This is a genomic window from Cytobacillus praedii (genome assembly GCF_001439605.1).
Taxonomy (GTDB): domain Bacteria; phylum Bacillota; class Bacilli; order Bacillales; family Cytobacillaceae; genus Cytobacillus; species Cytobacillus praedii.
Genome location: NZ_LMBX01000003.1, coordinates 201,236 through 227,514, shown reverse-complemented (window position 1 = coordinate 227,514; position 26,279 = coordinate 201,236). Strand labels below are relative to the sequence as shown.

Genomic DNA, 26,279 nt, shown 5'->3' with positions numbered 1-26,279 from the left:
ATAAGGATGTGTGACTCATGCTATCAAATATCGGTATACCCGGTTTAATCATTGTTCTTGTTCTTGCACTCATTATTTTCGGCCCTAAAAAGCTCCCAGAAATTGGACGTGCTATGGGACAATCATTAAAAGAGTTCAAAAGCTCAACAAAGGGGCTAATGGATGACAATAATGAAAAAGATGTAGAAAAGGAAATAAAAGAGACTTAAAGAAATCGATATAAAAAGGGGATGCTGTACAGCATCCCCTCATTCTTATCCTCTTAACACAGCTCCAGCTTTCTCTTTCACTGCATTTAATACTATATCATGTGCCTTTACAACCTCTTCATCTGTTAACGTGCGGTCAGGATCAAAATATTTTAATGAGAAGGCAATTGATTTCTTGCCCGGCTCCATTCTTTCTCCTTCATACAAGTCAAACACTTGGACTTCCTTCAGTAAGGCACCGCCTGCTTCTTTAATAATAGATTCCAGTTCACCAGCAGCTTTTTCCTTATCAACAACAAGTGCAATATCACGTGTAATTGATGGGAAACGCGGGATCGCTACATATTGCAATGGTGGAACGTCCGCTTCTAAAATTGCCTTTAATGATAATTCGAAAGCATATGTTTCTTTTAAATCATATTCTTTTTCTACTGTTGGATGTGTTTGACCGATAAAGCCGACAGATGTCCCTGATAAATAGATTTCTGCTGTTCTTCCAGGATGCATTCCTTCTTTTTCTGACTGACGGAATTCTACCGCACTAGAAATGCCAAGCTTTTCAAATAAACCTTCAAGGATTCCTTTGACAACAAAGAAATCAACTGGCTTCTTTTCCCCTTGCCATAGGTGGCTATGCCATAAACCAGTTACTGCACCTGCAAGATGCTCCCGTTCTTCTGGTAATTCATCCGAGCCATTTGCCAAAAATACTGCGCCTGTTTCATAAACCGCAAGACTATCATTCTGACGGGCAGTATTATACTTTAATACTTCAAGAAGCTGTGGAATGATGCTTAAACGCAGGACGCTGCGATCTTCACTCATTGGCATCGCTAATCGAACAGGCTCACGTTTCTCAAGTGCGTATTGTGCTGCCTTTGATTCATTTGTTAAAGAGTAAGTTACTGCTTGATAAAGTCCAGCACCCTCTAGGTAATGACGAACCATTCTTCGTTTGTTTTGGTATGGAGTAAGATGGCCTGGTGTTGCTGATCCGATTGGAAGTGTGGATGCTAAATTATTATAGCCAAATAATCGGCCCACTTCTTCAATTAAGTCTTCTTCAATCGTAATATCTCCACGACGTGTCGGTACCGTAACAATGATCGTTCCATTGTCAGTAGCTGTTTCAAATTGAAGACGAGAGAATATATCCTCTACATCTTTCATATTTAAGTCAGTGCCAAGCACACGGTTAATTTTTTCTAAAGTAACGGAAACAACAGCTGGCTCAACTGATAATGAATCGGCTTCAACAGAACCTTCCAGCACTTCTCCATCTGCATATTCAGCAAGAAGCTGTGCCGCTCTTTCTGCTGCCGCTCTTACTCGATTCGGATCTACACCCTTTTCATAGCGTGCGCTTGCTTCACTTCTTAATCCGTGGTCCCTTGATGCCTTTCGAACAGGTCCACCGATGAAATAAGCAGATTCTAAAAGGACATTCGTTGTATCTGCTTGAACCTCAGAATTTGCCCCACCCATTACTCCTGCAAGGGCAATTGGATTTTCCCCATTTGTAATAACTAAATGATCCGTAGTTAACTTGCGCTTCGCATCATCAAGCGTGATGATTTCCTCTCCATCCTTCGCTCTTCGCACAAGGATTTCTTTTGAATCAAGACGATCATAGTCAAAAGCATGAAGCGGCTGCCCATATTCAAGCAGGATGTAGTTTGTAATATCAACAACATTATTATGCGGGCGAATGCCAGCTGCTGTTAATCTTGCCTGCATCCATAATGGAGAAGGACCAATTTTCACATTTTTAATCACTTTTGCTACATATAAAGGATTATCCTCTTTCGCATCGACAGTCACTTGAATATAATCGGCTGCTTTTTCTGAAGAGGTTTCAACTTCTGAAACAGGAAACTTCACTTCTTTTCCTAAAATGGCTGCTACTTCATAAGCGACTCCAAGCATACTTAGACAGTCTGCACGGTTTGGTGTTAAACCAAGCTCTAATACTTGGTCATCGCGGTGTAATTGCTCCAATGCATCAAGACCAACCTCAGTATCTTGAGGGAAATTATATATCCCTTCTGCAAATTCCTTTGCAACAAGCTTGCTTTCAAAGCCTAATTCCTGCAGTGAACAAATCATCCCATGTGATTCTTCTCCACGCAGCTTTGCTTTTTTGATTTTAAAATTACCAGGTAATACGGCTCCAACAGTGGCAACTGCTACTTTCTGTCCTTTATCGACGTTTGCTGCTCCACAGATAATTTGTACAGGTTCCTCTGCGCCAATATCAACTAAACATTTATTTAATTTATCTGCATTCGGATGCTGTTCTCTTTCTTGAACATAGCCAACGACCACACCGCTGATTCCTTCATTCAGCGTCTCTACGCCTTCCACTTCAATTCCGCTCTTCGTAATTTTTTCTGCTAATTCTTCAGGAGATACGCCGGATAAATCAACGTATTCCTGCAGCCATTTATATGAAACGTACATATTACATCCTCCTCAATATTGTCTTATTCATGGACTTGGAAATTATTTAAGAAACGAACATCATTTGTATAGAAATGGCGGATATCTTCTACGCCATATTTCAGCATAGCGATTCGTTCAACCCCCATACCAAAGGCAAAGCCTGAGTATTTCTTCGAATCAAATCCAGACATTTCAAGTACATTCGGATGAACCATTCCCGACCCTAATATTTCTATCCACCCTGTTTTCTTGCAAATATTACAGCCTTTCCCTCCACACTTAAAGCATGACACATCTACTTCTACCGAAGGCTCTGTGAATGGGAAGAAGCTAGGACGCATCCGAATTTCTCTATCTTCACCAAATAATTTCTTCGCAAACACTTCTAATGTTCCTTTTAAATCAGTCATGCGTATATTTTCGCCAACAACAAGACCTTCAATTTGCATAAATTGATGTGAATGTGTGGCATCATCATTATCACGACGGAATACCTTTCCTGGACAAATAATTTTCACAGGACCTTTTCCATCATGCTTCTCCATCGTTCTTGCCTGTACTGGAGAAGTTTGTGTACGAAGTAGTGTTTCTTCAGTTATATAGAAAGAATCTTGCATATCACGAGCTGGATGGTCCTTTGGTAAATTAAGTGCTTCAAAGTTATAATAATCCTTTTCCACTTCCGGTCCTTCAGCTACGGTATAGCCCATTCCGATGAATAAATCTTCAATTTCCTCAATAATGCGTGTTAGCGGGTGATGATTCCCGGTTTTAACCGGACGACCTGGCAGTGTGACATCTATTTTTTCAGCTGCTAGCTTCTCGTGTACAGCGGCTTCTTCTAAATGCTTCTGTTTTTCTTCAATTCCGGCTGCAATGGCATCCCTTACTTCATTTGCGAGAGCACCCATTTTTGGACGTTCTTCGGCAGATAATTTCCCCATGCCTTTAAGTACTTCCGTAATTGGCCCCTTTTTTCCTAAGTAGGAGACACGAATGTCATTCAATTCTTTTAAATCCGATGTCTGGCTAATTTTTTCTAACGCTTCCGTTTGCAATTCTTTTAAACGTTCTTGCATCTTACTTCCTCCTTCAAATTTCTGTTTTTTTGGCAAAATAAAAAACCTCTCCCAATAAAGGGACGAGGTTTTGGATTCGCGGTACCACCCTTTTTAACACAAAAGCAAAAAAACAGCTTATGTATTCGCTTCATTCAGATAACGGCGACAAGCCGGTACATCTTTACAATGGAATTCGGTAGCGGCTCTATCAGCTTTAATGAACTAGAAATATAGCTCTCATCCGTTTCCAATGGTCCCGATGTCAACTCTGGAGGTGAATGTTCCCTTGCAATCCCTTAAGAATGCTTTCAGTCTAGGCATTCTCTCCCTGAAAAGTTCTTTCGCAAGCTACTTTTCTCCGTCATTGTTTTATAAATATAATTTGCTGTTTATTATAGTATATTCTACGCATACTTTCAAACAGTTTCCGGCAAAAACATGCCTATTTTTTATTTCGTAAATAATAAAGCAGAATTCCAGTTGCAACTGCGACATTTAACGATTCGCTTTTTCCAAAAATCGGAATGTAAAGATTAGCTGTAGTTGCAGCCAATAGTTCTTTATTCACACCGCTTCCTTCATTGCCGACGATTAAAGCAAACTTTTCGCTTTGATGTATATCCGTGTATTCTTTCGCATGTTCCAAAGCTGTACCATAGATCGGGATTGCTGCTTCATTCAACTTCTTTACCCATTCAAAAAGATTGTCTCTGATTACTGGCAGATGAAAATGACTTCCTTGTGCAGAACGAAGCACTTTCGGATTGTAAATATCTACACTCCCCTCTCCAACAATAACAGCATCGATCCCCGCAGCATCAGCGGTTCTAATCATTGTACCTAAGTTGCCCGGATCCTGAACGGCATCAATTAATAATAGTTTTTTTCCATTAATCGTTTCAGCATTTATTTCCTGCTGACGACAGATCGCTACAATCCCTTGCGGAGCTTCCGTATCAGAAAGCTGCAGAATAATTTCCTCGGTTACAACTGTTACAGAAATCGAACCATAATCCCAGCTTGGGGGAAGATCTTTATTTTCACTAATAATAATTTCGATAATTTGATCCCCTAAAAGCGCTTCTTCTACAAGGTGAAAGCCTTCAACTAAAAATGTACCGGTTTTATCCCGTTCCTTCTTCGTTAATAACTTTTTCCATTGTTTTATTTGAGGATTTTTTGCCGAGTGAATATGCTTCAACACTCTTCCTCCTTTACATTTTTCTTTGTCTAGCTGCGGCTCCTATCCAATATGGCTAAAAAGTTAAAGAATAACCTTCCATCCAGCTCATCTAATGCTTGTAGGAGCTAAACAGCCGTCTCCATTTTTCTTCTTCTATCTTACATAATAAATCCCAAAATAGAAAACCATATTATTGAAATGACTATTTGAAAGGAGTATGAATAGATGAACTTGAACCTCCGCAATGCGATCATACACAATGTTACAGGTAATTCACAAGACGAACTAAAGGAAACAATTGTCGATGCCATTCAAAACGGGGAAGAGAAAATGCTTCCTGGATTAGGTGTTTTATTTGAGGTTATTTGGAACAACTCTTCAGAACAGGATAAACAAGAGATGCTGCAAACATTGGAAAGCGGATTAAAATAAAAGGATGCAGGGTATCCTTAAGTACGCAAAACAGTAGGTCATATAGAGAGAGGGTACGAAATCACAATGATTATCGTGCCTTTTCTAATTTTGAGTATTTCAAAGTGGATTGGACTAGTCATGCAATTTCGATGGTTAGCTTATCCGACCTAAAAAACCCGATCACACCCGTCCAAAAAAAACAAAAAAACACCCCGAATTCATCGGAGTATTTTTTTGTTTTAGTTAAATGTAATCTTATCAACCGTTTCTCTATCAAGTCGTTTGATTACTTCAGCGATTAGTTTAACTGCGTTCTCATAATCATCACGATGAAGCATGGCTGCGTGTGAGTGGATATAGCGAGTTGCTATGGTAATCGAGAGAGCAGGTACTCCGTTATGCGTCAAATGGATCGCACCGGAATCTGTCCCGCCCCCAGGAACTGAATCAAATTGATATGGAATATTCAATTCATCTGCCGTATCAGTTACAAGATCACGCAATCCTTTGTGAGAAACCATGGATGCATCATAAAGGATAATTTGCGGGCCTTTCCCCATTTTACTGAGGGCTTCTTTTTCAGTAACTCCAGGTGTATCCCCTGCAATCCCTACATCAACTCCGAAAGCAATGTCCGGCTGAATTTTTTGTGCAGATGTACGTGCACCTCGAAGACCTACTTCTTCCTGAACGGTTCCCACTCCATAAACAACATTTGGGTGATCCACATCTTTCAGCTCTTTTAACACATCAATGGCAATCGCACAGCCGATGCGGTTATCCCAAGCTTTTGCTAGAAGCATTTTTTCGTTATTCATAACGGTAAACTCGAAATAAGGAACAACCATATCTCCTGGCTTTACTCCCCATCCAACTGCTTCTTCACGGCTAGATGCTCCGATATCTATGAACATATCTTTAATATCTACCGGCTTTTTGCGTGCTTCTGGAGAAAGAATATGCGGTGGCTTTGAACCAATGACACCTGTTACCTCGCCCTTGCTAGTTACAATAGTTACACGCTGTGCCAACATTACTTGTGACCACCAGCCACCTACTGTCTGGAAGCGAAGAAATCCTTTGTCGTCAATATTCGTGATCATGAAGCCCACTTCATCTAAGTGACCCGCTACCATAATCTTTGGACCATCTTCTTTTCCTGTTTTTTTGGCAATTAAACTGCCAAGTCCATCAGTTGTTACCTCATCTGCATATTGGCTTATGTATTTCTTCATGACTTCACGCGGCTCACGCTCATTGCCTGGAATCCCTTTTGCATCAGTTAAATCCTTTAGCATTGTTAACGTTGCATCTAATTTCGTCATTTGTTTCGCCTCCCTTAATATGTATTCTTTCCCATTATACAAAACCGAAGGCTTACTGTGCAAAGATTCAATTAATATTATGAGCTTGTCTTTTAAAATAACTATCTAAAATTATCTACTCATTTTGGACAAGAACTCAGTCATTTTGACATGTGTAGCCGTATGCTAATCATGAATATTTTATTAAGGGGTGAAAGGTATGGATATATGTAAAAAGTGCAAATGTTCACACGAGAGAGAATGCTATGAATATCTTTGGGATCAAGATGAAGACGACCACAAAGAGCATAGTAAAAAGCCATGTAAAGATCATCATAAAGACAAGGAAACCTGTGTGGAAGAAATATTACATGAGATACTCTTAGCACAGAGAAAAGCCTGCGATGACGATCATTGTAAACATTCATATAAAGGATATGAGAAAGAAAGAAAACGAAAGAAAAACACGATCCCTTTTATTCTTTATTGTGGCAATTGCAAGCCTTTTAAAGCTTCTGGAGTAACAACTGTTTCATCCCATTCAAAACAGAAAAAATTTGTTTGTATTTCTTCATTTATTTTCAAAATTATAGATCTTGATGATAAGTGTGTAACGCTTGAATTATTAATCATTAAATCTGATCAAAAATGTGAAAATAATGAACCAAAAACGCCATGTAATCAAATCGACGGCAAAAAGGTAGATGACTTAGTTAAAACCGGAATATTTATTAATGTTGACCTCTCATGTTTATGTGCGATCACATGCTTGCCAGCAGTATGTTTATAGATTTGTAGATTTAAGCCAAGCCCAATATTTATATTGGGCTTTTTTACTTTTATTAATTCCAAAAATCCAATGGGCATTAACCGAAACATAGACTAATTTCCTGCATAGGATGCATTAGTATGAATGGAGGAGGAGCCCAAATGTCTGATGAAAATAACATGAATGACTATCATTTACTCTTTAATAACAATAATGATGATGATGATTGCCACTGTCATGATCACCCTTTAATACTTACTAAAGTACCGGTGGTATTAGCTGAGGTTGATGTACAAATACATTTAGATGCCTTAATAAAGTTTCCAGCACCCGTATTAGAAATTAAAGATATTAAAAAGAGTATAAAATTAACGCAATGCAGACTTCTATTACCCACAAAAAAATTATTTGTAAAGGGATTTGTCCGTAAAAATATTCAGTATGCAAGCCCATGCAAAAATAATATAGATTACAGAAAAAAGAGCATTTCATCAAATTTACTTTCACTCACTGTTGATATTCCTTTTCAAAGTGTAACAGAAATAAAAGACTTTTTAGCAAAGCCTGACATACCACTTGTGAACATGCGCAATGAATTTGACTTTCTCGTATCTAAACACCTGCCAAATGGTTGCCAAAAAAATAAAGAACTGCAAACAACTGATCTTTCACAGTTTCATCAAGAAAGTACTCAATTTTATAATGAACTTCCATACTGTGAATTAATCTCGAGCAATATTATTGAATGGGACGAAGCGATAGATCGATGCCCTCTCCCATATCACCTAGGGGAAGGAACTTTTACAAAAATGGAAGAAAAAATGGTTGTTGATCTCATTATTAAAGTACTGCAAAAACAACAAGTACAAATTTTTCACTCTAAAGCACATGAAGATAAGCATGATTGTGATTATTAGAGGAATTCACGGCAGAAAAAAAGGGAGGAGGGCATTGGAGAGGATGCTTTTACAGGCAGCACCTTCCAGAAGTGATGAAAAAAATAAAGAATATCGGTACTCATCGTAAATCAAATGTTCATTCATTTGGTTCAATCTATAGTAAAACGAATCAGCAAATCACCTCTACTCCTTTAATCTATCCTCCTCCGGTCATCAATAGAAATGAATCGGAGCAAGCAAAAGCCGATTTTGAATACGAACAAGAGGATTTATTGAACGAAGAAGAGGAAAGCAGTGAGGAATTCAATGATGCCCCCATACAAATGAAGGAGAAGAAAACTTATTTGCTGACTCCAACTTCACCAATGATCAGAGAGACACGTTCGACATTTAGAAAGACTTCCAGAAGGAATGACGATCTAATACAACAGGAGAATTCTGATCGAATAACGGATGATGCATCGATCCAGGAATATACGGATGACAGCTATGAGGAACCTGTCAACGAATTAATCTTTGAAAAACAGGATGAATCCTCTTCCATACAAAATAATGACTCTTCTAATATTAAAGAAGAGTCCCCTTTTTATTCTTTACTAGATGAAGCGGGTCCAGATGAGGAATTTATCATCCTCGATGAATCATCTTCAAACCTTGCCCAGGTGTTGGAATCTCTATCAGAACAAAGAAAATCTCCGACTATTCTCGAAAGGATTTCCTCCATGCTAAGGGAAGTTCATACTGTAAAGGAGCAATTTTCTATATTAGAAGAAAAGGAACGTTCTTTTGTACAGGATAGACCATACCTATCATTAGAGGAGTCTTCCATCATTAGTGATGACACAAATGAATCTAGCCATTTTACAGAGTTCAAGAATACTACAACAATAAACACACAAAAAAAAATAGTGAAGTTCCCAGTTTTGCTTGCTAAAGTCGACATAAATATTGATATTTGGGATTCCTTCGATTTATTGAAGCCAACCGCCAATGTAACAAAAATTGAATGGTCTAGTCCATCTTTAAATTATCATATCCTTTTACCTTCAGATACTTTACTATTGACTGGAACATTAATGGCTAATATCGAATATATAGAGGATGATCCTTCTCGCGATATTTGTGTCCTTAAGATTCCTATCTCATGGAAAAAAATTGTAAACATTCAGTGGAGTTCTCAGCCAATTTTGCCTAATAGGAATCAAAGTGAATTTTTGTTTTCATGTCCTCTCGAAAATGAAATTAGCACCCATCAAACATGTGAACAAGTTTTTGCTGATGACATAGAGTTTGATCTGCGCAACACAAGCATTACTTGGCATAAGGAGCTTAGCTCAGAGAAAAAAACATCCTATCTTCATATTAAAGGCAGCATCCAACTATCAATTGATCTTTTACAGAAACAGTATATGGATGTTCATTCCATAAAACCTTTTCTTTAAAAATAAGTGAAAGGGGTGCATTCAATTACAGCACCCCTTTCACTTCATTCATTGATCATTATTGACCTGTAATATTTTTAAACTTTTCCCAAACATTTAGTGGTGTTGCTTCATTTTGAATTGTTTCCATAGTCTCTACATCAGTCACTGCCTGTTCACAAATAGCCCCAGCAGTTCCAGGAGTTGGTCCACCGGCTACAATTTGTTGTTTTTGAGTCAATTTAATAATTAGAATTACTTCCATCTTTTCTGTAATTTTATTGAAGCGGCCAAATTGATCAAAATTGTGTAAAATATCCCATTGATTCACAGCAGATGCAAGCAATTTGCAATTAATCGGCTCAGTATTCACTTCAAATGTTAATGAACCAAAATTGCAGCGATCTGCTCCCATTCCATCCTTAGCAAGCTGTCTTCTTTCAAGAACATTACTTTTCACGCTAAATTCACCGAAAGGAAAGGCAACAGGGTTAGCCAATTCTACTTGTTGAAAGCACTTAAATGGAACATTTACATTAAAGTCCCTTACGAATCCGCTGCAGCTATCGACAAATTGAATATTTTTGTGAACAAAACCTTCCACAAATAGCTTAACTAAAAGCGGGTTGCCAACAACTGGAAGAGCCTTGCATTGTGTTAATCTTACATTTTTTCGAATTTGCTTGATATCTCTTGCGGGAACAGGAAGGTGTACATCTGCTTCTGATAATGTTTGAATTAATACATCTGCAAGAACAACCGTTTCTTCTATTGTGTCTGCAACTGCAAACTGGTCGGCTTCACAAAATAATGTCTTTGATTTAGCCTCTTGACATGCAGGCAGCGGTGGACATACCTCATGATTACTACCTAGTTTCACACCTTGTCCACAGCATCCATTATTGACTTTTCTCATTCATTCCACTCCTTATTGAATATTGATTTTGCTTTTTGTTTCTCTATAACTTATGTCAATAAATTCAATTGGAGTGGACAAGTAACCTTAACTTATATTTTTTTTATAAAATTTTTCATAAATTTCTAGATTCACCATGACTGCCTATGAGGAAAAATATCCTAATATCCTTCCTTTTGCCTTTGATAATTTACTTCATTTTTATCAATATATGCCTTTTCAATATCTTCTGCATGAAAGCCTAATAGCTCCCCTAAGTGAATATATGCCTGGAACAGTTTCTGATAATCATTTAAGCTTTTGCTTTCTTTGAATTGGCTTACTATCTCATAAACAAGCAAAAACTGATCTGTGATTGATTCTTCGCTTTCCGTCTCCCCGCTATAGTCCATTCCCTTTTCAAAACCACACTCTATTCCAAGAGAAAGAATAAAATGAACTCCGTCTACAAATTCTTCTAAGATTGTTTTCTTAGGAGAAGAGGGCTTTAAACTCCAAAATTTAAAACATCTTGTTTCATTTGCCAATTCACCTAACTCAACTAACAAGGCAAGTATTTTAAGATCAAACAAATCTTCGTTCTCCAATTGATGCTGGCTTTCGATATGCTGATCAAGACCCTTTTGCATTTCAATTAACTTTTGATAATTCATGAGTCACCGTCCTAATTTTTCAACCTATCCGTTTACATATTTATTTATGAGGATATAAAAATTATAACAAATAAAAAAAAAGATGAAACTTTTTTGTTGTCTATCCGTATGTAAAGGAAAATGCATTGGAGGGCTTGTTATGATGTGGCTGTTACGCTTTCTTTTATTTGCTCTTATTATCTTTCTAATATATACAACTGTAAGATATTTACTAAATCCGAAGCGCAAGCTTGAACTTGCCCATGAGCAAAAGCGCTATTATTTTTTGGATGATCAAAACAATGTCCGTAAAAACTTTTTAATTACTTATAAAGGTGTATTATTTGAAGGAGAAAAATATTTAGGCACGACTGATAATGCCTTTGAGGTCATTTCCATCTTTGTTTGGCCTCGCAGTACATCCGCTCTAAAAGGCATGGTGCGGGAGGATTTCCATTTCATTGAAAGAAAGATTACTGAGCAATACCCAAATGCAAGAGTCGATTGGAAAAGTCCAATTAAGGAATTTATGGAAAAGGGCCATTCCTCAACCACACCGTTTGGTGACCTCATCTAAAAAACGTTCGGTTATTTCTTTCCGAACGTTTTTCTTATACCGTTTTAAAAAATTCTTTCCACTTAATGATCGTTACTTTTTCCCTTAAAATAAATACAAGAATGGCTAACGAGAACAGGATTAATAAAATCATAGAAGGAGTAAATCTGCTAATAAACTCACCAAATACAGTATAAAAAATCGCTAATGGCAAGTTCGTTATCCACGAATGCTTCATGTAATCTTGAAAGCTTTTATTTCTTTCAATTAGGCAAAAGTTTAATAGATGATAATGAATAAATGGAATTAATCGTAAAACAGCTACTTGGCCTACAGTTAAATTCCGGTATTCTCCAAACCAGCGTTTTTTTAATTTGCTTAGTTTTTTATGCGTTTTCGGCATTTTATTAATCAACATGTAAAAGATCATACTGCTAAGCATTAAACCAATCATTGAAAAAACACTGCCAAAGAAGCTCCCGAACAATATTCCGCCGGTTAAGCAAACGAGAGGAACAGGAATAAATAAAAACTGCCGCAGAATATGAAATAAAATAAAGGCAATTGGCGCTAATATACCAGCTGTTTCAACCATCACAAACAGCATTGTCAGTTGATCATCCACCTTCACTCACCTCAGTATCCAGTTTCCACTAGTCTCTTACAGCTTATTGAAAAGCCAAGCTGGTTATGACAAAAGATTAAATAGGTACAGGCATAGTGCGATATCAGCCAAAGCAAGTAAAGGCAATCCAAATTTAAACTGAATATGTTTGGTTTTGTGCCGAAAAGCATTCATTCCGAGTGTCATTCCTATTGCTCCTAAAACGAGTGCAACAAGCCATAATGTTTTTTCACTAATTCGATACTCGTGCTTCCTGGCTTTTTCTTTATCTGCCTTCATTATGTAAAAGCCAAAGAAATTAATAATTAAGAAATAAATCATCAGTAAATTAATCATTTCTACTCTCCTTTCGCATCTCTACAATAGACAAAAAACCATCCTCCTAAAAAGAGAATGGCTTTTTTTATGCCTAGCGCAAGCGTCCTAGCCCCTCGAGGTCATAAGCCAAACCTGCAAGAAGGTTAGCTAACAACCTTCCTGCAGGCCTGCCTTATGCTTGTCGGAGCTAATCAAGCCGCTTTCGCATATCTAGCAAGATTATTTATTTAAATTTTGCTTAGCAACTGATGCTAATTCAGCAAATGCTTTTTCGTCAGCGATTGCTAATTCAGCAAGCATTTTGCGGTTTACTTCGATGCCAGCAAGCTTTAAACCATGCATTAAACGGCTGTAAGAAAGACCGTTCATACGAGCTGCTGCGTTAATACGAGTAACCCATAGTTTGCGGAAGTCGCGCTTTTTCTGACGACGATCGCGGTATGCATACATTAAAGATTTCATTACTTGTTGGTTAGCAACTTTATATAATGTATGTTTTGAACCATAATAACCTTTAGCTAATTTAAGAACTTTTTTACGACGTTTGCGAGTAACAGTACCGCCTTTTACACGTGGCATATGATTTCCCTCCTAATTTCGAGATATTACTTAAGATTTACTAGTAAGTTACGGATGCGTTTGTAATCGCCTGAAGAAACAAGAGTTCCTTTGCGAAGCTTACGCTTTTGTTTTTGTGATTTGTTAGCGAACATATGGCTTCTGTAAGCGTGTGAACGCTTAAGTTTACCAGATCCTGTTCTTTTGAAACGCTTAGCAGCGCCGCGGTGAGTTTTCATTTTTGGCATTTGGAATTCCTCCTCTTACTTGTCATTGTTTTTAGGTGCTAAGACCATAAACATGCTTCGGCCGTCCATTTTTGGATGTGATTCCACAACCCCAACTTCATTACACGCTTGTGCAAATCGGATTAAAACGCGCTGGCCAATTTCCTTATGAGTAATCGCACGTCCTTTGAAACGGATTGATGCTTTTACTTTATCGCCTTTTTCAAGGAATTTAATCGCATTGCGAAGTTTTGTATTAAAATCATGTTCCTCAATTGTTGGACTCAGACGAACTTCTTTAATACTAATGATCTTTTGATTTTTACGAGCTTCTTTCTCTTTCTTCTGCTGCTCGAATTTGAACTTACCGTAGTCCATGATACGGCCTACAGGAGGCTTTGCATTCGGTGCAACTAGAACAAGATCCAGATTTACACGAGCCGCAATTTCAAGTGCTTCGGTTTTTGTTTTAATACCTAATTGCTCGCCATTCTGATCAATGAGACGAATTTCGCGGGCGCGAATGCCCTCGTTTAACAACATATCTTTGCTAATAGTTAGACACCTCCAAGGTTTAATGCGAACACAATGTTTGGGTCAAGAATGACACGTAAAGCGCATACTTCTTGATTTTATAAGAAGCTGCCAGCTGCACTAGACCAAAACTAAAGTCGCAAGTAATACATTTCATTCTGGCTCAGATGGAGCAGATTTGTTTAAGCAAATAAAAAAAGTGTGGATGATAACACCCACACTTTACGGACAAATTTAAACTTAAAAAATGTTCACGTAAAACCTGCTAACAGCTGACATAAGCGTCAATCAGGTGAGAAGCGGGTGCTTCTTCTTTTCCTCAAACTGTATTCAATTACCTTAGATACTATATCACAAAGTTGTATATCATGTCAAACGTATAATTTTTATAACAACGAATTGAATTATAACAACAGAAAGGAAATCATGCAAGTAGTTTTTACGATTTAAAAAGGTACTAATATGTGGAATAACATTTTTCATGAACAAAAGAGAGGCATATGCCTCTCTTTTTATTAATGTCTTACTTCTGTTTTTAATCCTGAAATAAAGTTTTCAAATGAAACTGTTTCAGAATTCTGTTCCCCATATTTGCGGACATTGACTGCTTTTTCTGCTACTTCATTGTCACCAACTACAAGCATATATGGGATTTTCTGCATTTGTGCTTCACGGATTTTGTAACCGATTTTCTCATTGCGGTTATCAAGCTCTACACGGAAGCCTTCCGCCTGTAATTGCTCCTGAACCTGTTTCGCATAGTCGAAATGAATGTCTGGAGAAACAGGAATTACCTGTACTTGTACTGGAGCAAGCCAAGTAGGGAATGCGCCTTTGTATTCTTCAATTAAGAAGGCAACGAAGCGTTCCATTGTTGAAACGACGCCGCGGTGGATAACAACCGGACGATGCTGCTTTCCATCCTCACCAACATATGTTAAATCGAAGCGCTCCGGTTGTAGGAAATCAAGCTGTACTGTTGATAAAGTTTCTTCTTTTCCTAAAGCCGTTTTTACTTGGACGTCTAATTTCGGACCATAGAATGCAGCTTCTCCTTCTGCTTCATAATAATCCAGTCCTAATTCATCCATCGCTTCTTTTAACATCGATTGTGCTTTTTCCCACATCTCATTATCATCATAATACTTCTCTGTATCTGCTGGATCACGGTAAGAGAGACGGAAAGAATACTTAGTTAAATCAAAGTCTTTATACACATCAAGAATTAAATGAACGACACGCTTAAATTCATCCTTAATTTGATCAGGACGAACAAAGATATGTGCATCATTTAAAGTCATTCCACGCACACGCTGAAGCCCTGATAATGCACCTGACATTTCATAACGGTGCATTGTGCCAAGCTCTGCAATACGAATCGGAAGCTCACGATAGCTGTGAATGCTATTTTTGTATACCATCATATGGTGCGGACAATTCATCGGACGAAGAACAAGCTGTTCATTATCCATATCCATTACAGGGAACATATCTTCCTGATAGTGCCCCCAGTGACCTGAAGTTTTGTATAATTCAACACTTCCTAGGACTGGTGTATACACATGGCTATAGCCAAGACGTTCTTCTTTATCAACAATATATCTTTCTACAATGCGACGGATCGTCGCTCCTTTTGGAAGCCATAATGGCAGCCCTTGGCCAACTAATTGAGAGTTTGTAAACAGGCTTAATTCTTTCCCAATTTTACGATGGTCACGTTCTTTCGCTTCTTCAAGCAAACGTAAATGCTCTGCTAATCCTTCCTTATTGAAGAAAGCTGTTCCATAAATACGCTGAAGCATTTTATTATCGCTGTTTCCGCGCCAGTATGCACCCGCAATGCTCAACAGTTTAAATTCCTTCAGTTTGCCGGTAGATGGAACATGAACACCGCGGCAAAGATCAACGAACTCGCCTTGCTCATAAAGTGTAACCGTTTCATCAGCAGGAATCGCTTCGATTAGCTCCAGCTTGTATTCATCATCGATTTCCTTGAAAAGCTGAACCGCTTCATCTCGGCTCACTTCTTTACGGACAATCTCAATATTTTCATTAATAATTTTCTTCATTTCTTTTTCAATCAGCGGCAGATCTTCTGGTGTAATCGATTCTTCAAGATCGATATCATAGTAAAATCCGCCTTCAATTACTGGACCGACCCCTAGCTTGACGTTTTTATATAAACGCTTAATCGCCTGAGCCATTAAGTGAGCTGAGCTGTGACGCAGAATTTCTAAAGCTTCCTCACTATCTTGTGTAATAATTTCAATTGCTCCATCTTCCTCGATTGGACGGCGAAGATCATACATTTGCCCATTAAATTTTCCTGCAATTGATTTTTTCTTCAGTCCTGGACTGATCGATGCAGCAATCTCTTCTGTTGTCGTTCCTTTTGGAAACTCCTTCACTGCTCCATCTGGAAACGATACTTTTACAACTTCTGACATTTTTTATTCCTCCATTTTCCATAAAAAAATAAAAAAACCCGTCCCTAAAAAAAGGGACGAGTTAGTATACACACGTGGTTCCACCCTACTTCTCATTTAGCGATACATACGGAAAAATGACTTGTAGCAAGATAACGGCTTGTACCGTCAACCCATACTATTTTGACGAAATAAACGGCAAATCTCTTATTCAGCCGCACTCCCTCGAATCCTTACGTATAATTATACGCACCGATCCTCTCGGGCTTCTTGCTTCACCTTCATCAAAAAAACAAGGTTAGCTGAAACTATCCGCAATATATTCAGTCAAAAATTCAAAGTTGAAGTTCAAAGGCGGTAAGCATCTCAATCGTGTTAGGAAGGTTTCAGCCATGCCTTCCCTCTCTATAAACCGTTTTTTGAATGCCCTTGTCCTCATCATTACAATTACTGATAATCTTAATATGTACTGTATTATAGTTTGTTATTTTCGGAAAAGCAAGGGCTCACATTATATTTTTTCATCTGCAATAAAAGAAAACTGCCTCTTACATTCATAAAACTTTTCAATTGGAACAAAAATTAGCCTTTCCTCAAAAATATTATGAATCGTCCTGACAAGCGGCTGCTCCCTATCCTCTGCATATAAATAAATGGAAGTTGGCGCGATGGATAGCAAAGGAGCGATTGTAACAGAGTCTACATATACCGGATGGTTAAATAATAGCTTACGGTCAATCATTCTTAAAAGATCTGAACGCTTGATTTCATAAAATTGATCATCAAAAAAGTGAATCCCATCATCCATGAGTAAATGAATTTGGTTAAGCTTTGCTTCCCTGTTTGACAGAAAGTCCCTTAATGTTTGAATAAACATCTGGTATTCCTGCTCCATCTTATATTCATCAATCGAGATCTCCACAAATTTCGCCATTTGGTCCATTAGCGGGCGCATTCTAAATTTCACAAAAGAATCAAAAGAAAAGGCAATATTTTCTTGAAAAATTTGGCTGATGGCTGTCTTCAAATTGTTTTCAACATTTAATTCACTAACAAACACTGCAAGGTCCTTTCTGCTTCCTTCAAGGATGGAGTGGATAATCTCAAGTATTTGCTGCTGTTCTTCTTCATCTTCATAATAATATTGCTCAGCCAAAATTCTGCGAAACCAATGATCCTGTTTACTTTTTATAATAAATTGGTAAAACGCTTCCTTAACAATTTCTCCATACTTCTCGCCGTTTGACTCAATTTTCATTTTTACTATATGTTGATCTTCAAAATGAAGAATATTATTAGAAAATGCAGAAGATGCAAGATAAAGCTGTAGATATTGGTAAAAATCCTTTGCATCTTCATTCTTTTGGAAAATGATTTCGATCAACCAAATCCCCCCTTTGTTAAAGTCTCTGTTTTAAATGTATATGGGGGACTTGGACAAAATAGAAGTATCCACATAAAAGTCTTAAGGTTTTTAAATATGGATCTTTTCTGCAAACACTGCTACTAATTAATGTTTATCGAGTAGAAATTTTCTTTCGCACAAGGATGCACAGCGACCCGCGGGGTGGGCGGTGAGCATCCTCGGAGCTCAATCTCCTGCAGGATCTCATCTGTCCCACTCCTTCCGCAGGAGTCTCGCACCTTACGCTTCAGTCAACTAAACTTTTTGTCGACTATTTTCATTCTCACATAATATTCAAAAGCAACACCCTTAAAAAGGGCCTAAAAAAGCTGTCAGATTATCTGACAGCTAAATAATAATATTTTTGTTACACCCTTCGATTAGGACCTTCTACTAAAACGGGTTCCGCTAGGTACTTAATTCGTTCCATGATCCGTCTTGCTTTCATCTTTTCCTCTTCGCCACGCTGACTGTATGATAAATGGTGCTCCAGCTCGTGAAAATCGAAGTTTGATGTAAAGAATGTCGGCAAGCTTTCTAGCATTCTAAATTGAAGAATGGGACCGAGGACCTCATCTCTAGTCCAGCTTGACATCGTCTCCGCCCCAATATCATCAAACATCAAAACAGGAACCTTTTTAATGGCAGCAATTTTGTCATTTAATGAAGAATCCGCAATTGAGCCTTTCATTTCCCGTAAGAATTCAGGGACATAGACGATCATCGAAGATACTTTTTTGTTTGCAAGTTCATTCGCAATAGCACCCAATAAATACGATTTTCCAACCCCAAACTTCCCATAGAAGTAGAACCCTTTTTGTTTCGAGTCAGGTTTGTAGCTCATAAGAAAAGATGCCGCTTTCTGGACAGCGTCAATCCTGTCATCATCCTTATAAATAGCGTCAAAAGAAGCATGGAGTATATCGCTTGGGACATATAAGCTTTGTATTAGTTTTTCATTTTTACGCTTTTCATCATCCATTACTTTACGCAGACATTTATCATAATGAAGGTCAATGCTTCCCCTTTGGATGACAAGCTTTGGGTGATAGCCCTTCATCATATTTATACAGTTATCAAGGCTCGAACATTGATTGCATTCCTTGCTTTGCTGTGTATATTCATATAGCTTTATTAAGCTTTTATTTATCATATCAGCAGTTATTTCATCCTCATGGCTTTTTAAGAAAGCTTGCACATCAGGGTTATTCAATGTCTCTCTTCGCTGCATTTCATACCTTTTTTGAAAGTCGCCCTTTCCAGCAAGACGTTTTAATGTATCATTAATTTTTTCCATTAATCAGTTCCCTCCCCTGAACGCAATTTCTTTAACGTTTCTTCCAGTTCCCTTTTTTTCAATTCCAGTTCTTCATCATCTTTCTTCTTGCCAGCAGGTCTTGGCTTCTCTTGATCATCAAACCAATCCGGCAGCATTTCAGTACGAATGGGCTTCTTTTTCCCAGAGGATTTTGATGCCTTTGGCGTTTTCTTCCCGTCAGCCCACTCTGTATATTGTTTATGTTCATTTTTCGCTAAAACAAAAGCTTCTTTTGCTGTTGTAATTTTCTTTCTTGCCCAATGGCTCGCAATTTTTTCTACATATGCTTTGGTTAATTTCATATCTGACTTTAGCATAACATATTGAATTAGAACATTAACGACTCCTGGCAGCAGCTTTTGCTGAAACATCACATCTTCAATAATTTGCAGGTCTGACTTTGAAGGCTCTGCGCCGCCTGATATATCTTTTAAAAGTTGCCTTGGGGAAGTCATCTCTAAATAACGCAGTAATTCTTCCTCCTTCGTTTCAGGCTCTTTCTTTTGTGTTTGATGCAGAATGGGCTGTGTTCGATCAACAAGAGATGGCAGCTGATCATAATTTTGCAGCTGATACCAATCTCTTGCAGATTTTCTAAGCTCTTCAATATTGATTTCATTATTTTCCATCAGCGCACTAATGACAATATTTTTCATTTGTATTGGATCGATCCCATATAAAAAGGCAAGATTACTTATCGCATTTCTTACTCTATTCGTTAATGCCTTCTTCGGGACGAGAGATTCATTCAAACCAGCAGCTAGAAGATCGAAATTAAATAGCGTTTGGCTAACTTGAATACTCTCCGGTTCATTTCTTCCGATAAAATGCTGTCCATCAGGTGGAAGCATCGCTTGTTCTGTATCTGCAGTAAGGGAGATTGTCTCCTGATATCCTGACATGTATACATCCTGAAAGGATTTTGTTACGTCTTGATACTCTTTCTTTGAATAGATATTTTCCTCAGAAAAAAAACGTTTCAATCTTGAATATTGATTTTTGCCCACTTTTCTATACAAATAAATATTAAGCATTCCATCTAAAAAGAATTCCTCAGGCGTTAAAGGGGGGATAAGTTCATAAATAAATGAACGGGATTCATCATCTTTTCGTTCATATACTTTCAGCAGACCAATTCCTTCTAGCTTTACACGTGCCTGATAAATCCTTTCCAGATTCATGTCCATAAAGTTCATTAAACTATGATGGGTATTCGAGCTGGACCATAATCGATTTTCTGCAAGCTCTGCCCACAATGTCATATACAAACTAAAGCAGGTTGACCCAATTAGAGGCTGATACAAAAAGGTTAGCACTTTCCGGTCATATTCATGCAATAACCCATTAGCTGCAACCGTATATCTGTCTACAGGGAGCATTTCTTGCCAATGCTGAGCCATCATCATCAACCTTTCATTATTTCATCCAATCAAAGTAAAAAAAGAGCTAAAGAAATTCTTTTAGCTCAAGTAAGATTACTTTTCTTTCTTTATCAATTCCTTCAGCTCTTCAATAAATACATTAATATCCTTAAATTGTCTATAAACAGAGGCAAATCTTACATATGCTACGTCATCAATATTGGCTAACCTGTCCATAACCATTTCACCAACGGCATCACTCTTAATTTCTGAAACCCCATTGCTACGTAATTCCTTTTCAACGCTAGAAGTAATTTCCTCTAATTCCTTCAGAGCAACTGGTCTTTTTTCACAAGCTTTAATTAATCCCCGTAATATCTTATCACGGCTAAACTCTTCTCTTGTCCCCTCTTTTTTGACTACAACAAGCGGAATTTCCTCCACCTTCTCAAAGGTTGTGAATCGGTACCCGCAACTTTCGCATTCCCTTCTGCGCCTGATAGATCGGTAATCATCGACGGGACGGGAATCGAGAACACGGGTATTGTTACTTTGACATGAAGGGCATTTCATATTATCAGCTCCGAATCCTAATCGTTCATATATGATACTCTTATTGTACTATTTTTTATGAAAAATCCCAACAATATAAGTGAAACTTCCATCAGTAGGGGTTTTCTTTCATTCCCAACTGATGGTTAGTTGAACCAATCGGGCATTTACGGGCAGTTGATCCTTCACTTGTGTTTCCTCGACTTCCTTTTCGTTAAGGGTCTTACTGCCCGTTAATCTGCGATAATCTAGACAAAATAAAAAGAGGTGTATAAAATACACCTCTTGAGTTTCACATCTCAATATTCATTATAGAATGTTAGATTGCTTAACTTGAACAGGACCCATACCACGAGGAATCTCAATATTCTCACATGTCTCGGCTCCTAAAGCCTCTGCAATAAAGTTTGCAGCAATACTAGGATCAAGATCACCACATGTATATACATCAATGCTTGCATATCCATGTTCTGGGAAGCTATGAATCGTTAAATGTGATTCGGAAATAATAACCACTCCGCTAACACCTTGTGGTGCAAATTTATGAAAGGCAACCTCGCGAATTTCAGCACCAGACTTTAATGCTGCACCTACAAAAGTTCTTTCAATAAAATCCATATCATTTAACTTTTCAAAATCGCATCCCCATAATTCTGAGATTACATGACGACCCATTGTTTCCATATTCAAATTTCCCCCTTTAACAATAATAATGAATTTCTAAGTTTCCAATGGTTCACAACTACCACGGGGGAAAGTTAGTCCAGAGAGGTCCTAACCCTTTAAGTAGCCATTATAACCAAAATTTAAGAAGTTCACGAGGACTAGTATACTTTGTTTGATTTCTTTTTGCAATATGTGCTTTTAAAAAATTTATTAAGGGATCTTCGCACTTCATCCTTTATACCCTTTCCTAAACAACGGGGACTATTCAGATATAATAAAGTGAAACGCTCTTCAGAGGTGGTTTCCCCTGTTGATTGGGAATTGAAACAATTACACTCAGAAACATAGCAAACCTGTCCGTTCATCTGCTGTAAGTTCTCCCAATTTAAAATAGGCCTGCCAGTAACCCGGCAAGCCTCAAACATTTGCAATTATTTAGTTTCCAACTTTCACTATTGAAGAATTGTATAATTCCTTAGCCACATATTTTGTTAAGTCAACAACACGGCAAGAATAGCCCCATTCGTTATCATACCATGCTAAGACTTTCACTTTGTTGGAACCAATTACCATTGTTGATAATCCGTCGATAATAGCTGAGTGTTCATTTGTATTAAAATCGATAGATACTAATGGCTCATCAGTGATATCTAATACACCCTTTAAAGAACCTTCAGACGCGGCTTCAAATGCCTCGTTGATCTGATCAATCGTTACATCCGATTTAAGATCTACAACTAAATCAACAAGTGAAACGTTTGGTGTTGGTACTCGTAAAGCCATTCCATGCAGCTTTCCTTTAAGATGCGGAAGTACTAGTGACAATGCCTTAGCTGCGCCTGTTGATGTTGGAATGATTGACTGGCCGCATGCACGTGCACGGCGTAAATCCTTATGCGGATTATCAATATTCTTCTGATCATTTGTATACGCATGAACAGTTGTCATTAATCCATTTTCAATTCCGAATTGTTCATCAAGAACCTTCGCAACAGGTGCTAAGCAGTTTGTTGTACAAGAAGCATTAGAGATAATATCATGCTCATTAATGTTTAATGCGCTTTCATTTACCCCCATAACAATTGTTACATCTTCATTCTTTCCTGGTGCCGTTAGGATTACTTTCTTTGCACCAGCTTCTAAATGAAGAGCAGCTTTATCTCGTGAATTAAATTTCCCTGTTGCTTCAATAACAATATCAATATTTAATTGCTGCCAAGGTAGTTCTTCTGGATTACGGTTGCTCAATAATTGAACTCTCTTTCCGTTTACAATAATAGCTCCCTCTTCAGCAATAACTTCCCCTTCAAATTGCCCATGATTTGTATCATATTTTATTAAGTGTGCCAAAGTCTCTGCAGGATAGCTTGCATTGATGGCAACCACATTAAGTTTGTCGTCAAGAATGGCCTTTCTAAATACCATTCGTCCAATTCTCCCAAAACCATTAATTGCAATATTTGCCTTCATATTACGGCCCCTTCCACATTAATGTTATACTTTTAATGTTTGTTGTTGTAATTAGTATAACATATTGGTGGACATTTGCGATAATTAAAATGTGGAAATTAAATGTTTTATTATTCTGTTAATTTACGAAAAATATGTATACAAAAAAGAGCCCTCCGGCTCTTTTAAATCGCATTCCATTTTTTTAGAATGTCTCCTAACTGCTTCTTTGTTTCTTCAATTGTTCCATTATTATTAATCACAGCATCTGCTAAGTGAATTTTTTCCTTTAATGGCATTTGCGAGCGGATTCTCGCAATTGCATCCTCTTTCGAAAGCTGATTACGCTCCATTAGTCGATCTAATTGAATCGTTTCATCTACATACACTAATAATGTCTTATCCACAAGAAATGTAAGTTTACTCTCGAAGAGCAATGGAATGTCCATAATAATTAACCTTTCCCCATTATTAATGGCCATTTCTTTTTTCTCGATCATTCTTTTCCGCACAGCTGGATGTACAATATTATTGAGCATAAGACGTTTTTCTTGATTATGAAATATAATCGAACCCAACTTTCCCCGATCGATTGAACCATCCGTAAGCAGCACTTCGTCACCAAAGTGGCGGACAATTTCATAATAAGCTTCCTCGCCATTTTCAACGGCTAACCGAGCTTCAATATCTGCATCAATAACTGTTATTCCTTTTTTGATTAGGATGGAAGAAACGGTACTCTTCCCGCTTGCAATTCCACCTGTTAAGCCGACAACAATAGACATTCGTTAATTCACCCTAAATCCTTTAAATTTTCCAAATTCCCAGCAGAATTAAAAGTACACCAGGAATGAACGAACATTTTTGTACCCAACTGCTTTTAGAAAATAATGTTCCGATTTTCATCCCCATAAAAACAAATAATGAACTCATGATTGCTACAGTTAATGCTAAATAATAAGGAGAATAGCCAAGCATGGCTGCACCAACTCCCGCACCAAAAGCATCAAGTGATAAAGCAACTCCGAGCATTAATGCTTCTATTCCAGTAATAGTCCCTGATCTGTCAAAATCTGCAGACATTGGCTTTTGCAAAATATTAATCACTAACCCTAGTGATTTTATTTCAAAATTGATAATCGTCTTCTCATGCGGAAGAACATCCTTTGCCTTTTCAGTACGGAAAAATTGATATAAAACCCATGCTCCGAGACCAATAAGAATGATCCCTCCTAAGCTTTCCGCAAATGCAGGCGATAAAAATTGAGCTGAAACACGGCCAATCATCATTGCAATCATTAATGCAACGGCAGAACAACAGGCGATTATGCCAATTGATTTAAATGGAATATGCATTTTTCTAATGCCATAAGTTAATCCAACACTAAAGCTATCAAGACTTACAGCAAACGCTAATAACAAAAGTGTGATCGAGTGCATCATATGAATAGGACTCCTCCCTGACAATCGCTAAGATAGTATATGGAAGAAGCCTATCCTTTGTTAACACGAAATGCGGAGGCGCCTTGATCACCCCCGACAAGCACAAGACGAGCTGGCTGGAAGGTTGTTCTTTAACCTTCTTGCCAGCTTGGCTTGTGACCTCGAGGGGGTAGGCGCTGTAGCTAGACATCACGAAATGCGGAGGCGCCTTGATCACCCCCGACAAGCATAAGACAAGCTGGATGGAAGGTTGTTCTTAAACCTTCTAGCCAGCTTGGCTTATGACCTCGAGGGGCAAGAAGCCGCAGCTAGACATCATGAAAAGCGGAGGCGCCTTGTTCATCGCCGTACAAACTGGAAGGGCCAGTTCTTTCGATAAAGGAGACACAATATGCGTGAGCGAATTGATGTCGACTTATCTCAAGGTGGGGACCTGAAGTTTGTTAGGAAATAGGCACTGCAGCCCACATTTATTACTTATTTTACTTGGCATTTTGGACAAAAGACCGTACCACGTCCACCTGATACAATTCTCTCAAGTGTGCTCCCGCAAACCCTGCATTCTTCACCTTTTCTTCCATAAACGAAAAGCTCAAGCTGAAACATGCCAATTTGCCCTTGAGAGTTTACGTACGATCGAATCGTACTTCCTCCTTTTTGTACTGCTTCTGATAAAGTATTTGAGATTTCCTTATGAAGTCTGACAATCTCATCATTGGATAAATCATCAGCAGCTCTTTCTGGATGAATTCCCGAGCGAAATAACGCTTCATCCACATATATATTCCCAAGTCCTACAACTACCTTTTGATCAAGCAAAACAGCCTTTATATTTCTTTTTGTTTTCGATAGCTTAGAAGCGAATGCTTCAATCGTAAAGTCTGTAGAAAATGGCTCAGGTCCTAATTGTGATAGAGGCAGTGTATTAAACTCCTGTCCTCTCTTGTAAAGATGCATGGTCCCAAACTTCCGTACATCCTTATAACGCAATTCGGTTCCATCAGCAAAATGGAAGATCACATGGGTATGTTTATCTACGGGCTCTGTTTTTTTGAATACACCGTACTTTCCTTCCATTCTCAAATGAGAAACAAGGGCATAGTCATCTGTATAGAGGATTAAAAATTTCCCTCTTCTTCCAACATCCAATATAGTTTGTCCAACTAATGCATCCTGGAATTGAGCTGCTTCTTCTGGATGTTTAATAATTTTGGGCCAAAAAACCGAAATATATTTAATTTCTTTATGACTCACTAATTCCATTAATGTTCTGCGGACGGTCTCTACCTCTGGTAATTCAGGCATGCTTTATCACTTCCTGTACGATCATTCATTTCATTTGTCATTTATCACAAACACTATTTCTAAATAAATATAGTTGGCAGAGGTTGACTCCGCTACAGGATGCGCAGTTACCCGCGGGGTGGGAGGTGAGCATCCTCGGAGTTAAAACACCAGTGGGGTTCACACCTGTCCACTCCTTTCAGCAGGAGTCTCGCACCTTCCGCTACAGTCAACAAATTTATTGCCAACAGTGTTTATTCACATAACTAGGTCAAAAAAACAACTTTTGTAAAGAGCCTTTCATTTC

The 26,279-nt window shown here is 38.0% G+C and carries 27 protein-coding genes and 2 other annotated features; of the genes, 6 read left to right on the top strand and 21 right to left on the bottom strand.

What is annotated here, in order from left to right; all coding sequences use genetic code 11:
- Positions 1-17: 17 nt before the first annotated feature.
- A complete protein-coding gene (locus ASU02_RS04705; protein ID WP_057761507.1) occupies positions 18-209 on the top strand; it encodes a twin-arginine translocase TatA/TatE family subunit in 192 nt (63 codons plus the stop codon).
- A 45-nt stretch (positions 210-254) separates the two neighbouring features.
- On the opposite strand, the gene pheT is transcribed toward ASU02_RS04705, so the two are convergent.
- From pheT to ASU02_RS04690, 3 genes are all read right to left on the bottom strand, one after another.
- Positions 255-2,669, bottom strand: a complete 2,415-nt coding sequence (pheT, locus tag ASU02_RS04700; RefSeq protein WP_057761506.1) for a phenylalanine--tRNA ligase subunit beta — start codon at positions 2,667-2,669, stop codon at positions 255-257.
- A 23-nt stretch (positions 2,670-2,692) separates the two neighbouring features.
- Complete coding sequence (gene pheS, locus ASU02_RS04695) at positions 2,693-3,730, bottom strand: phenylalanine--tRNA ligase subunit alpha (protein WP_057761503.1); 1,038 nt, start codon at positions 3,728-3,730, stop codon at positions 2,693-2,695.
- A 55-nt stretch (positions 3,731-3,785) separates the two neighbouring features.
- Positions 3,786-4,086, bottom strand: a binding site (T-box leader).
- A gap of 68 nt (positions 4,087-4,154) precedes the next feature.
- On the bottom strand, positions 4,155-4,913 hold the full coding sequence (locus ASU02_RS04690) for a TrmH family RNA methyltransferase (protein ID WP_057761501.1): 759 nt from the start codon (positions 4,911-4,913) through the stop codon (positions 4,155-4,157).
- Positions 4,914-5,120: 207 nt separating this feature from the next.
- On the opposite strand from ASU02_RS04690, the gene sspI reads away from it, so the two are divergent.
- Positions 5,121-5,327 (top strand): small acid-soluble spore protein SspI, encoded by a 207-nt coding sequence (gene sspI, locus ASU02_RS04685; RefSeq protein WP_057761499.1) that lies wholly within the window; start codon positions 5,121-5,123, stop codon positions 5,325-5,327.
- Positions 5,328-5,548: 221 nt separating this feature from the next.
- Here sspI and ASU02_RS04680 read toward each other — a convergent pair whose 3' ends face one another.
- Positions 5,549-6,634 carry a M42 family metallopeptidase gene (locus ASU02_RS04680; protein WP_057761497.1) on the bottom strand — a complete coding sequence of 362 codons (1,086 nt, stop codon included), beginning with the start codon at positions 6,632-6,634 and terminating at the stop codon, positions 5,549-5,551.
- A gap of 199 nt (positions 6,635-6,833) precedes the next feature.
- On the opposite strand from ASU02_RS04680, the gene ASU02_RS04675 reads away from it, so the two are divergent.
- From ASU02_RS04675 to ASU02_RS04665, 3 genes are all read left to right on the top strand, one after another.
- The gene (locus tag ASU02_RS04675; RefSeq protein WP_057761494.1) at positions 6,834-7,403 is read left to right on the top strand and encodes a CotY/CotZ family spore coat protein; all 570 of its coding nucleotides are present in this window, start codon (positions 6,834-6,836) and stop codon (positions 7,401-7,403) included.
- A gap of 140 nt (positions 7,404-7,543) precedes the next feature.
- Positions 7,544-8,299 (top strand): CsxC family protein, encoded by a 756-nt coding sequence (locus tag ASU02_RS04670; protein WP_057761492.1) that lies wholly within the window; start codon positions 7,544-7,546, stop codon positions 8,297-8,299.
- A gap of 71 nt (positions 8,300-8,370) precedes the next feature.
- Positions 8,371-9,723 (top strand): hypothetical protein, encoded by a 1,353-nt coding sequence (locus ASU02_RS04665; RefSeq protein WP_157684478.1) that lies wholly within the window; start codon positions 8,371-8,373, stop codon positions 9,721-9,723.
- A 58-nt stretch (positions 9,724-9,781) separates the two neighbouring features.
- On the opposite strand, the gene ASU02_RS04660 is transcribed toward ASU02_RS04665, so the two are convergent.
- Together ASU02_RS04660 and ASU02_RS04655 are read right to left on the bottom strand one after the other, a co-directional pair.
- Positions 9,782-10,618 carry a CsxC family protein gene (locus ASU02_RS04660; protein ID WP_198317404.1) on the bottom strand — a complete coding sequence of 279 codons (837 nt, stop codon included), beginning with the start codon at positions 10,616-10,618 and terminating at the stop codon, positions 9,782-9,784.
- Positions 10,619-10,779: 161 nt separating this feature from the next.
- The gene (locus tag ASU02_RS04655) at positions 10,780-11,271 is read right to left on the bottom strand and encodes a dUTP diphosphatase (RefSeq protein ID WP_057761489.1); all 492 of its coding nucleotides are present in this window, start codon (positions 11,269-11,271) and stop codon (positions 10,780-10,782) included.
- 139 nt (positions 11,272-11,410) lie between these two features.
- Here ASU02_RS04655 and ASU02_RS04650 point away from each other — a divergent pair, with 139 nt between their 5' ends.
- Entirely contained in the window at positions 11,411-11,827 is a 417-nt protein-coding gene (locus ASU02_RS04650; RefSeq protein ID WP_057761486.1) for a hypothetical protein, read from the top strand.
- Between the two features lie 34 nt (positions 11,828-11,861).
- On the opposite strand, the gene ASU02_RS04645 is transcribed toward ASU02_RS04650, so the two are convergent.
- The 15 genes from ASU02_RS04645 to mutM form a co-directional block, all read right to left on the bottom strand.
- The gene (locus tag ASU02_RS04645; RefSeq protein WP_057761484.1) at positions 11,862-12,431 is read right to left on the bottom strand and encodes a TVP38/TMEM64 family protein; all 570 of its coding nucleotides are present in this window, start codon (positions 12,429-12,431) and stop codon (positions 11,862-11,864) included.
- A gap of 63 nt (positions 12,432-12,494) precedes the next feature.
- On the bottom strand, positions 12,495-12,767 hold the full coding sequence (locus ASU02_RS04640; protein ID WP_057761482.1) for a DUF1294 domain-containing protein: 273 nt from the start codon (positions 12,765-12,767) through the stop codon (positions 12,495-12,497).
- Between the two features lie 201 nt (positions 12,768-12,968).
- The gene (gene rplT / locus ASU02_RS04635; RefSeq protein ID WP_053477261.1) at positions 12,969-13,328 is read right to left on the bottom strand and encodes a 50S ribosomal protein L20; all 360 of its coding nucleotides are present in this window, start codon (positions 13,326-13,328) and stop codon (positions 12,969-12,971) included.
- A 26-nt stretch (positions 13,329-13,354) separates the two neighbouring features.
- Positions 13,355-13,555, bottom strand: coding sequence for a 50S ribosomal protein L35 (gene rpmI / locus ASU02_RS04630; RefSeq protein ID WP_009333215.1), 201 nt, complete (start codon positions 13,553-13,555; stop codon positions 13,355-13,357).
- Positions 13,556-13,570: 15 nt separating this feature from the next.
- Positions 13,571-14,077 carry a translation initiation factor IF-3 gene (gene infC / locus ASU02_RS04625; RefSeq protein WP_056685954.1) on the bottom strand — a complete coding sequence of 169 codons (507 nt, stop codon included), beginning with the start codon at positions 14,075-14,077 and terminating at the stop codon, positions 13,571-13,573.
- 178 nt (positions 14,078-14,255) lie between these two features.
- Positions 14,256-14,389 (bottom strand) — a sequence feature (ribosomal protein L20 leader region).
- 194 nt (positions 14,390-14,583) lie between these two features.
- Positions 14,584-16,515, bottom strand: a complete 1,932-nt coding sequence (gene thrS, locus ASU02_RS04620) for a threonine--tRNA ligase (protein WP_057761480.1) — start codon at positions 16,513-16,515, stop codon at positions 14,584-14,586.
- Positions 16,516-17,005: 490 nt separating this feature from the next.
- The gene (ytxC, locus tag ASU02_RS04615; protein ID WP_057761478.1) at positions 17,006-17,878 is read right to left on the bottom strand and encodes a putative sporulation protein YtxC; all 873 of its coding nucleotides are present in this window, start codon (positions 17,876-17,878) and stop codon (positions 17,006-17,008) included.
- 388 nt (positions 17,879-18,266) lie between these two features.
- Positions 18,267-19,196, bottom strand: coding sequence for a primosomal protein DnaI (gene dnaI, locus ASU02_RS04610; protein ID WP_057761476.1), 930 nt, complete (start codon positions 19,194-19,196; stop codon positions 18,267-18,269).
- Positions 19,196-20,617: a replication initiation and membrane attachment family protein gene (locus ASU02_RS04605; RefSeq protein ID WP_057761474.1), complete on the bottom strand. Its 1,422-nt coding sequence runs from the start codon at positions 20,615-20,617 to the stop codon at positions 19,196-19,198. The genes dnaI and ASU02_RS04605 overlap by 1 nt, the downstream gene beginning before the upstream one ends.
- A gap of 75 nt (positions 20,618-20,692) precedes the next feature.
- Positions 20,693-21,151, bottom strand: coding sequence for a transcriptional regulator NrdR (gene nrdR, locus ASU02_RS04600; protein ID WP_057761472.1), 459 nt, complete (start codon positions 21,149-21,151; stop codon positions 20,693-20,695).
- Positions 21,152-21,439: 288 nt separating this feature from the next.
- Positions 21,440-21,814 (bottom strand): adenosylmethionine decarboxylase, encoded by a 375-nt coding sequence (gene speD, locus ASU02_RS04595; RefSeq protein WP_053477268.1) that lies wholly within the window; start codon positions 21,812-21,814, stop codon positions 21,440-21,442.
- Between the two features lie 417 nt (positions 21,815-22,231).
- On the bottom strand, positions 22,232-23,266 hold the full coding sequence (locus ASU02_RS04590; protein WP_057761471.1) for a glyceraldehyde-3-phosphate dehydrogenase: 1,035 nt from the start codon (positions 23,264-23,266) through the stop codon (positions 22,232-22,234).
- Between the two features lie 164 nt (positions 23,267-23,430).
- A complete protein-coding gene (gene coaE / locus ASU02_RS04585; RefSeq protein ID WP_057761469.1) occupies positions 23,431-24,030 on the bottom strand; it encodes a dephospho-CoA kinase in 600 nt (199 codons plus the stop codon).
- Between the two features lie 22 nt (positions 24,031-24,052).
- Positions 24,053-24,688, bottom strand: coding sequence for a sporulation membrane protein YtaF (gene ytaF, locus ASU02_RS04580; protein ID WP_057761468.1), 636 nt, complete (start codon positions 24,686-24,688; stop codon positions 24,053-24,055).
- Between the two features lie 477 nt (positions 24,689-25,165).
- A complete protein-coding gene (mutM, locus tag ASU02_RS04575) occupies positions 25,166-25,993 on the bottom strand; it encodes a DNA-formamidopyrimidine glycosylase (RefSeq protein ID WP_057761466.1) in 828 nt (275 codons plus the stop codon).
- Positions 25,994-26,279 lie beyond the last annotated feature (286 nt).

Excerpts from the sequence above, each read along its gene's own strand:
- ASU02_RS04705 (WP_057761507.1), top strand. The coding sequence starts at position 18 with ATGCTATCAAATATCGGTATACCCGGTTTAATCATTGTTCTTGTTCTT.
- ASU02_RS04680 (WP_057761497.1), bottom strand. The coding sequence starts at position 6,634 with ATGACGAAATTAGATGCAACGTTAACAATGCTAAAGGATTTAACTGAT.
- ASU02_RS04590 (WP_057761471.1), bottom strand. The coding sequence starts at position 23,266 with ATGAAGGCAAATATTGCAATTAATGGTTTTGGGAGAATTGGACGAATG.
- sspI (WP_057761499.1), top strand. The coding sequence starts at position 5,121 with ATGAACTTGAACCTCCGCAATGCGATCATACACAATGTTACAGGTAAT.
- mutM (WP_057761466.1), bottom strand. The coding sequence starts at position 25,993 with ATGCCTGAATTACCAGAGGTAGAGACCGTCCGCAGAACATTAATGGAA.
- rpmI (WP_009333215.1), bottom strand. The coding sequence starts at position 13,555 with ATGCCAAAAATGAAAACTCACCGCGGCGCTGCTAAGCGTTTCAAAAGA.
- ASU02_RS04640 (WP_057761482.1), bottom strand. The coding sequence starts at position 12,767 with ATGATTAATTTACTGATGATTTATTTCTTAATTATTAATTTCTTTGGC.
- ASU02_RS04650 (WP_057761486.1), top strand. The coding sequence starts at position 11,411 with ATGATGTGGCTGTTACGCTTTCTTTTATTTGCTCTTATTATCTTTCTA.
- pheT (WP_057761506.1), bottom strand. The coding sequence starts at position 2,669 with ATGTACGTTTCATATAAATGGCTGCAGGAATACGTTGATTTATCCGGC.
- ytaF (WP_057761468.1), bottom strand. The coding sequence starts at position 24,688 with ATGATGCACTCGATCACACTTTTGTTATTAGCGTTTGCTGTAAGTCTT.
- ASU02_RS04660 (WP_198317404.1), bottom strand. The coding sequence starts at position 10,618 with ATGAGAAAAGTCAATAATGGATGCTGTGGACAAGGTGTGAAACTAGGT.
- infC (WP_056685954.1), bottom strand. The coding sequence starts at position 14,077 with ATGTTGTTAAACGAGGGCATTCGCGCCCGCGAAATTCGTCTCATTGAT.
- rplT (WP_053477261.1), bottom strand. The coding sequence starts at position 13,328 with ATGCCACGTGTAAAAGGCGGTACTGTTACTCGCAAACGTCGTAAAAAA.
- thrS (WP_057761480.1), bottom strand. The coding sequence starts at position 16,515 with ATGTCAGAAGTTGTAAAAGTATCGTTTCCAGATGGAGCAGTGAAGGAG.
- nrdR (WP_057761472.1), bottom strand. The coding sequence starts at position 21,151 with ATGAAATGCCCTTCATGTCAAAGTAACAATACCCGTGTTCTCGATTCC.
- ASU02_RS04605 (WP_057761474.1), bottom strand. The coding sequence starts at position 20,617 with ATGGCTCAGCATTGGCAAGAAATGCTCCCTGTAGACAGATATACGGTT.
- speD (WP_053477268.1), bottom strand. The coding sequence starts at position 21,814 with ATGGAAACAATGGGTCGTCATGTAATCTCAGAATTATGGGGATGCGAT.
- ASU02_RS04655 (WP_057761489.1), bottom strand. The coding sequence starts at position 11,271 with ATGAATTATCAAAAGTTAATTGAAATGCAAAAGGGTCTTGATCAGCAT.
- coaE (WP_057761469.1), bottom strand. The coding sequence starts at position 24,030 with ATGTCTATTGTTGTCGGCTTAACAGGTGGAATTGCAAGCGGGAAGAGT.
- ASU02_RS04675 (WP_057761494.1), top strand. The coding sequence starts at position 6,834 with ATGGATATATGTAAAAAGTGCAAATGTTCACACGAGAGAGAATGCTAT.
- ASU02_RS04670 (WP_057761492.1), top strand. The coding sequence starts at position 7,544 with ATGTCTGATGAAAATAACATGAATGACTATCATTTACTCTTTAATAAC.
- pheS (WP_057761503.1), bottom strand. The coding sequence starts at position 3,730 with ATGCAAGAACGTTTAAAAGAATTGCAAACGGAAGCGTTAGAAAAAATT.
- dnaI (WP_057761476.1), bottom strand. The coding sequence starts at position 19,196 with ATGGAAAAAATTAATGATACATTAAAACGTCTTGCTGGAAAGGGCGAC.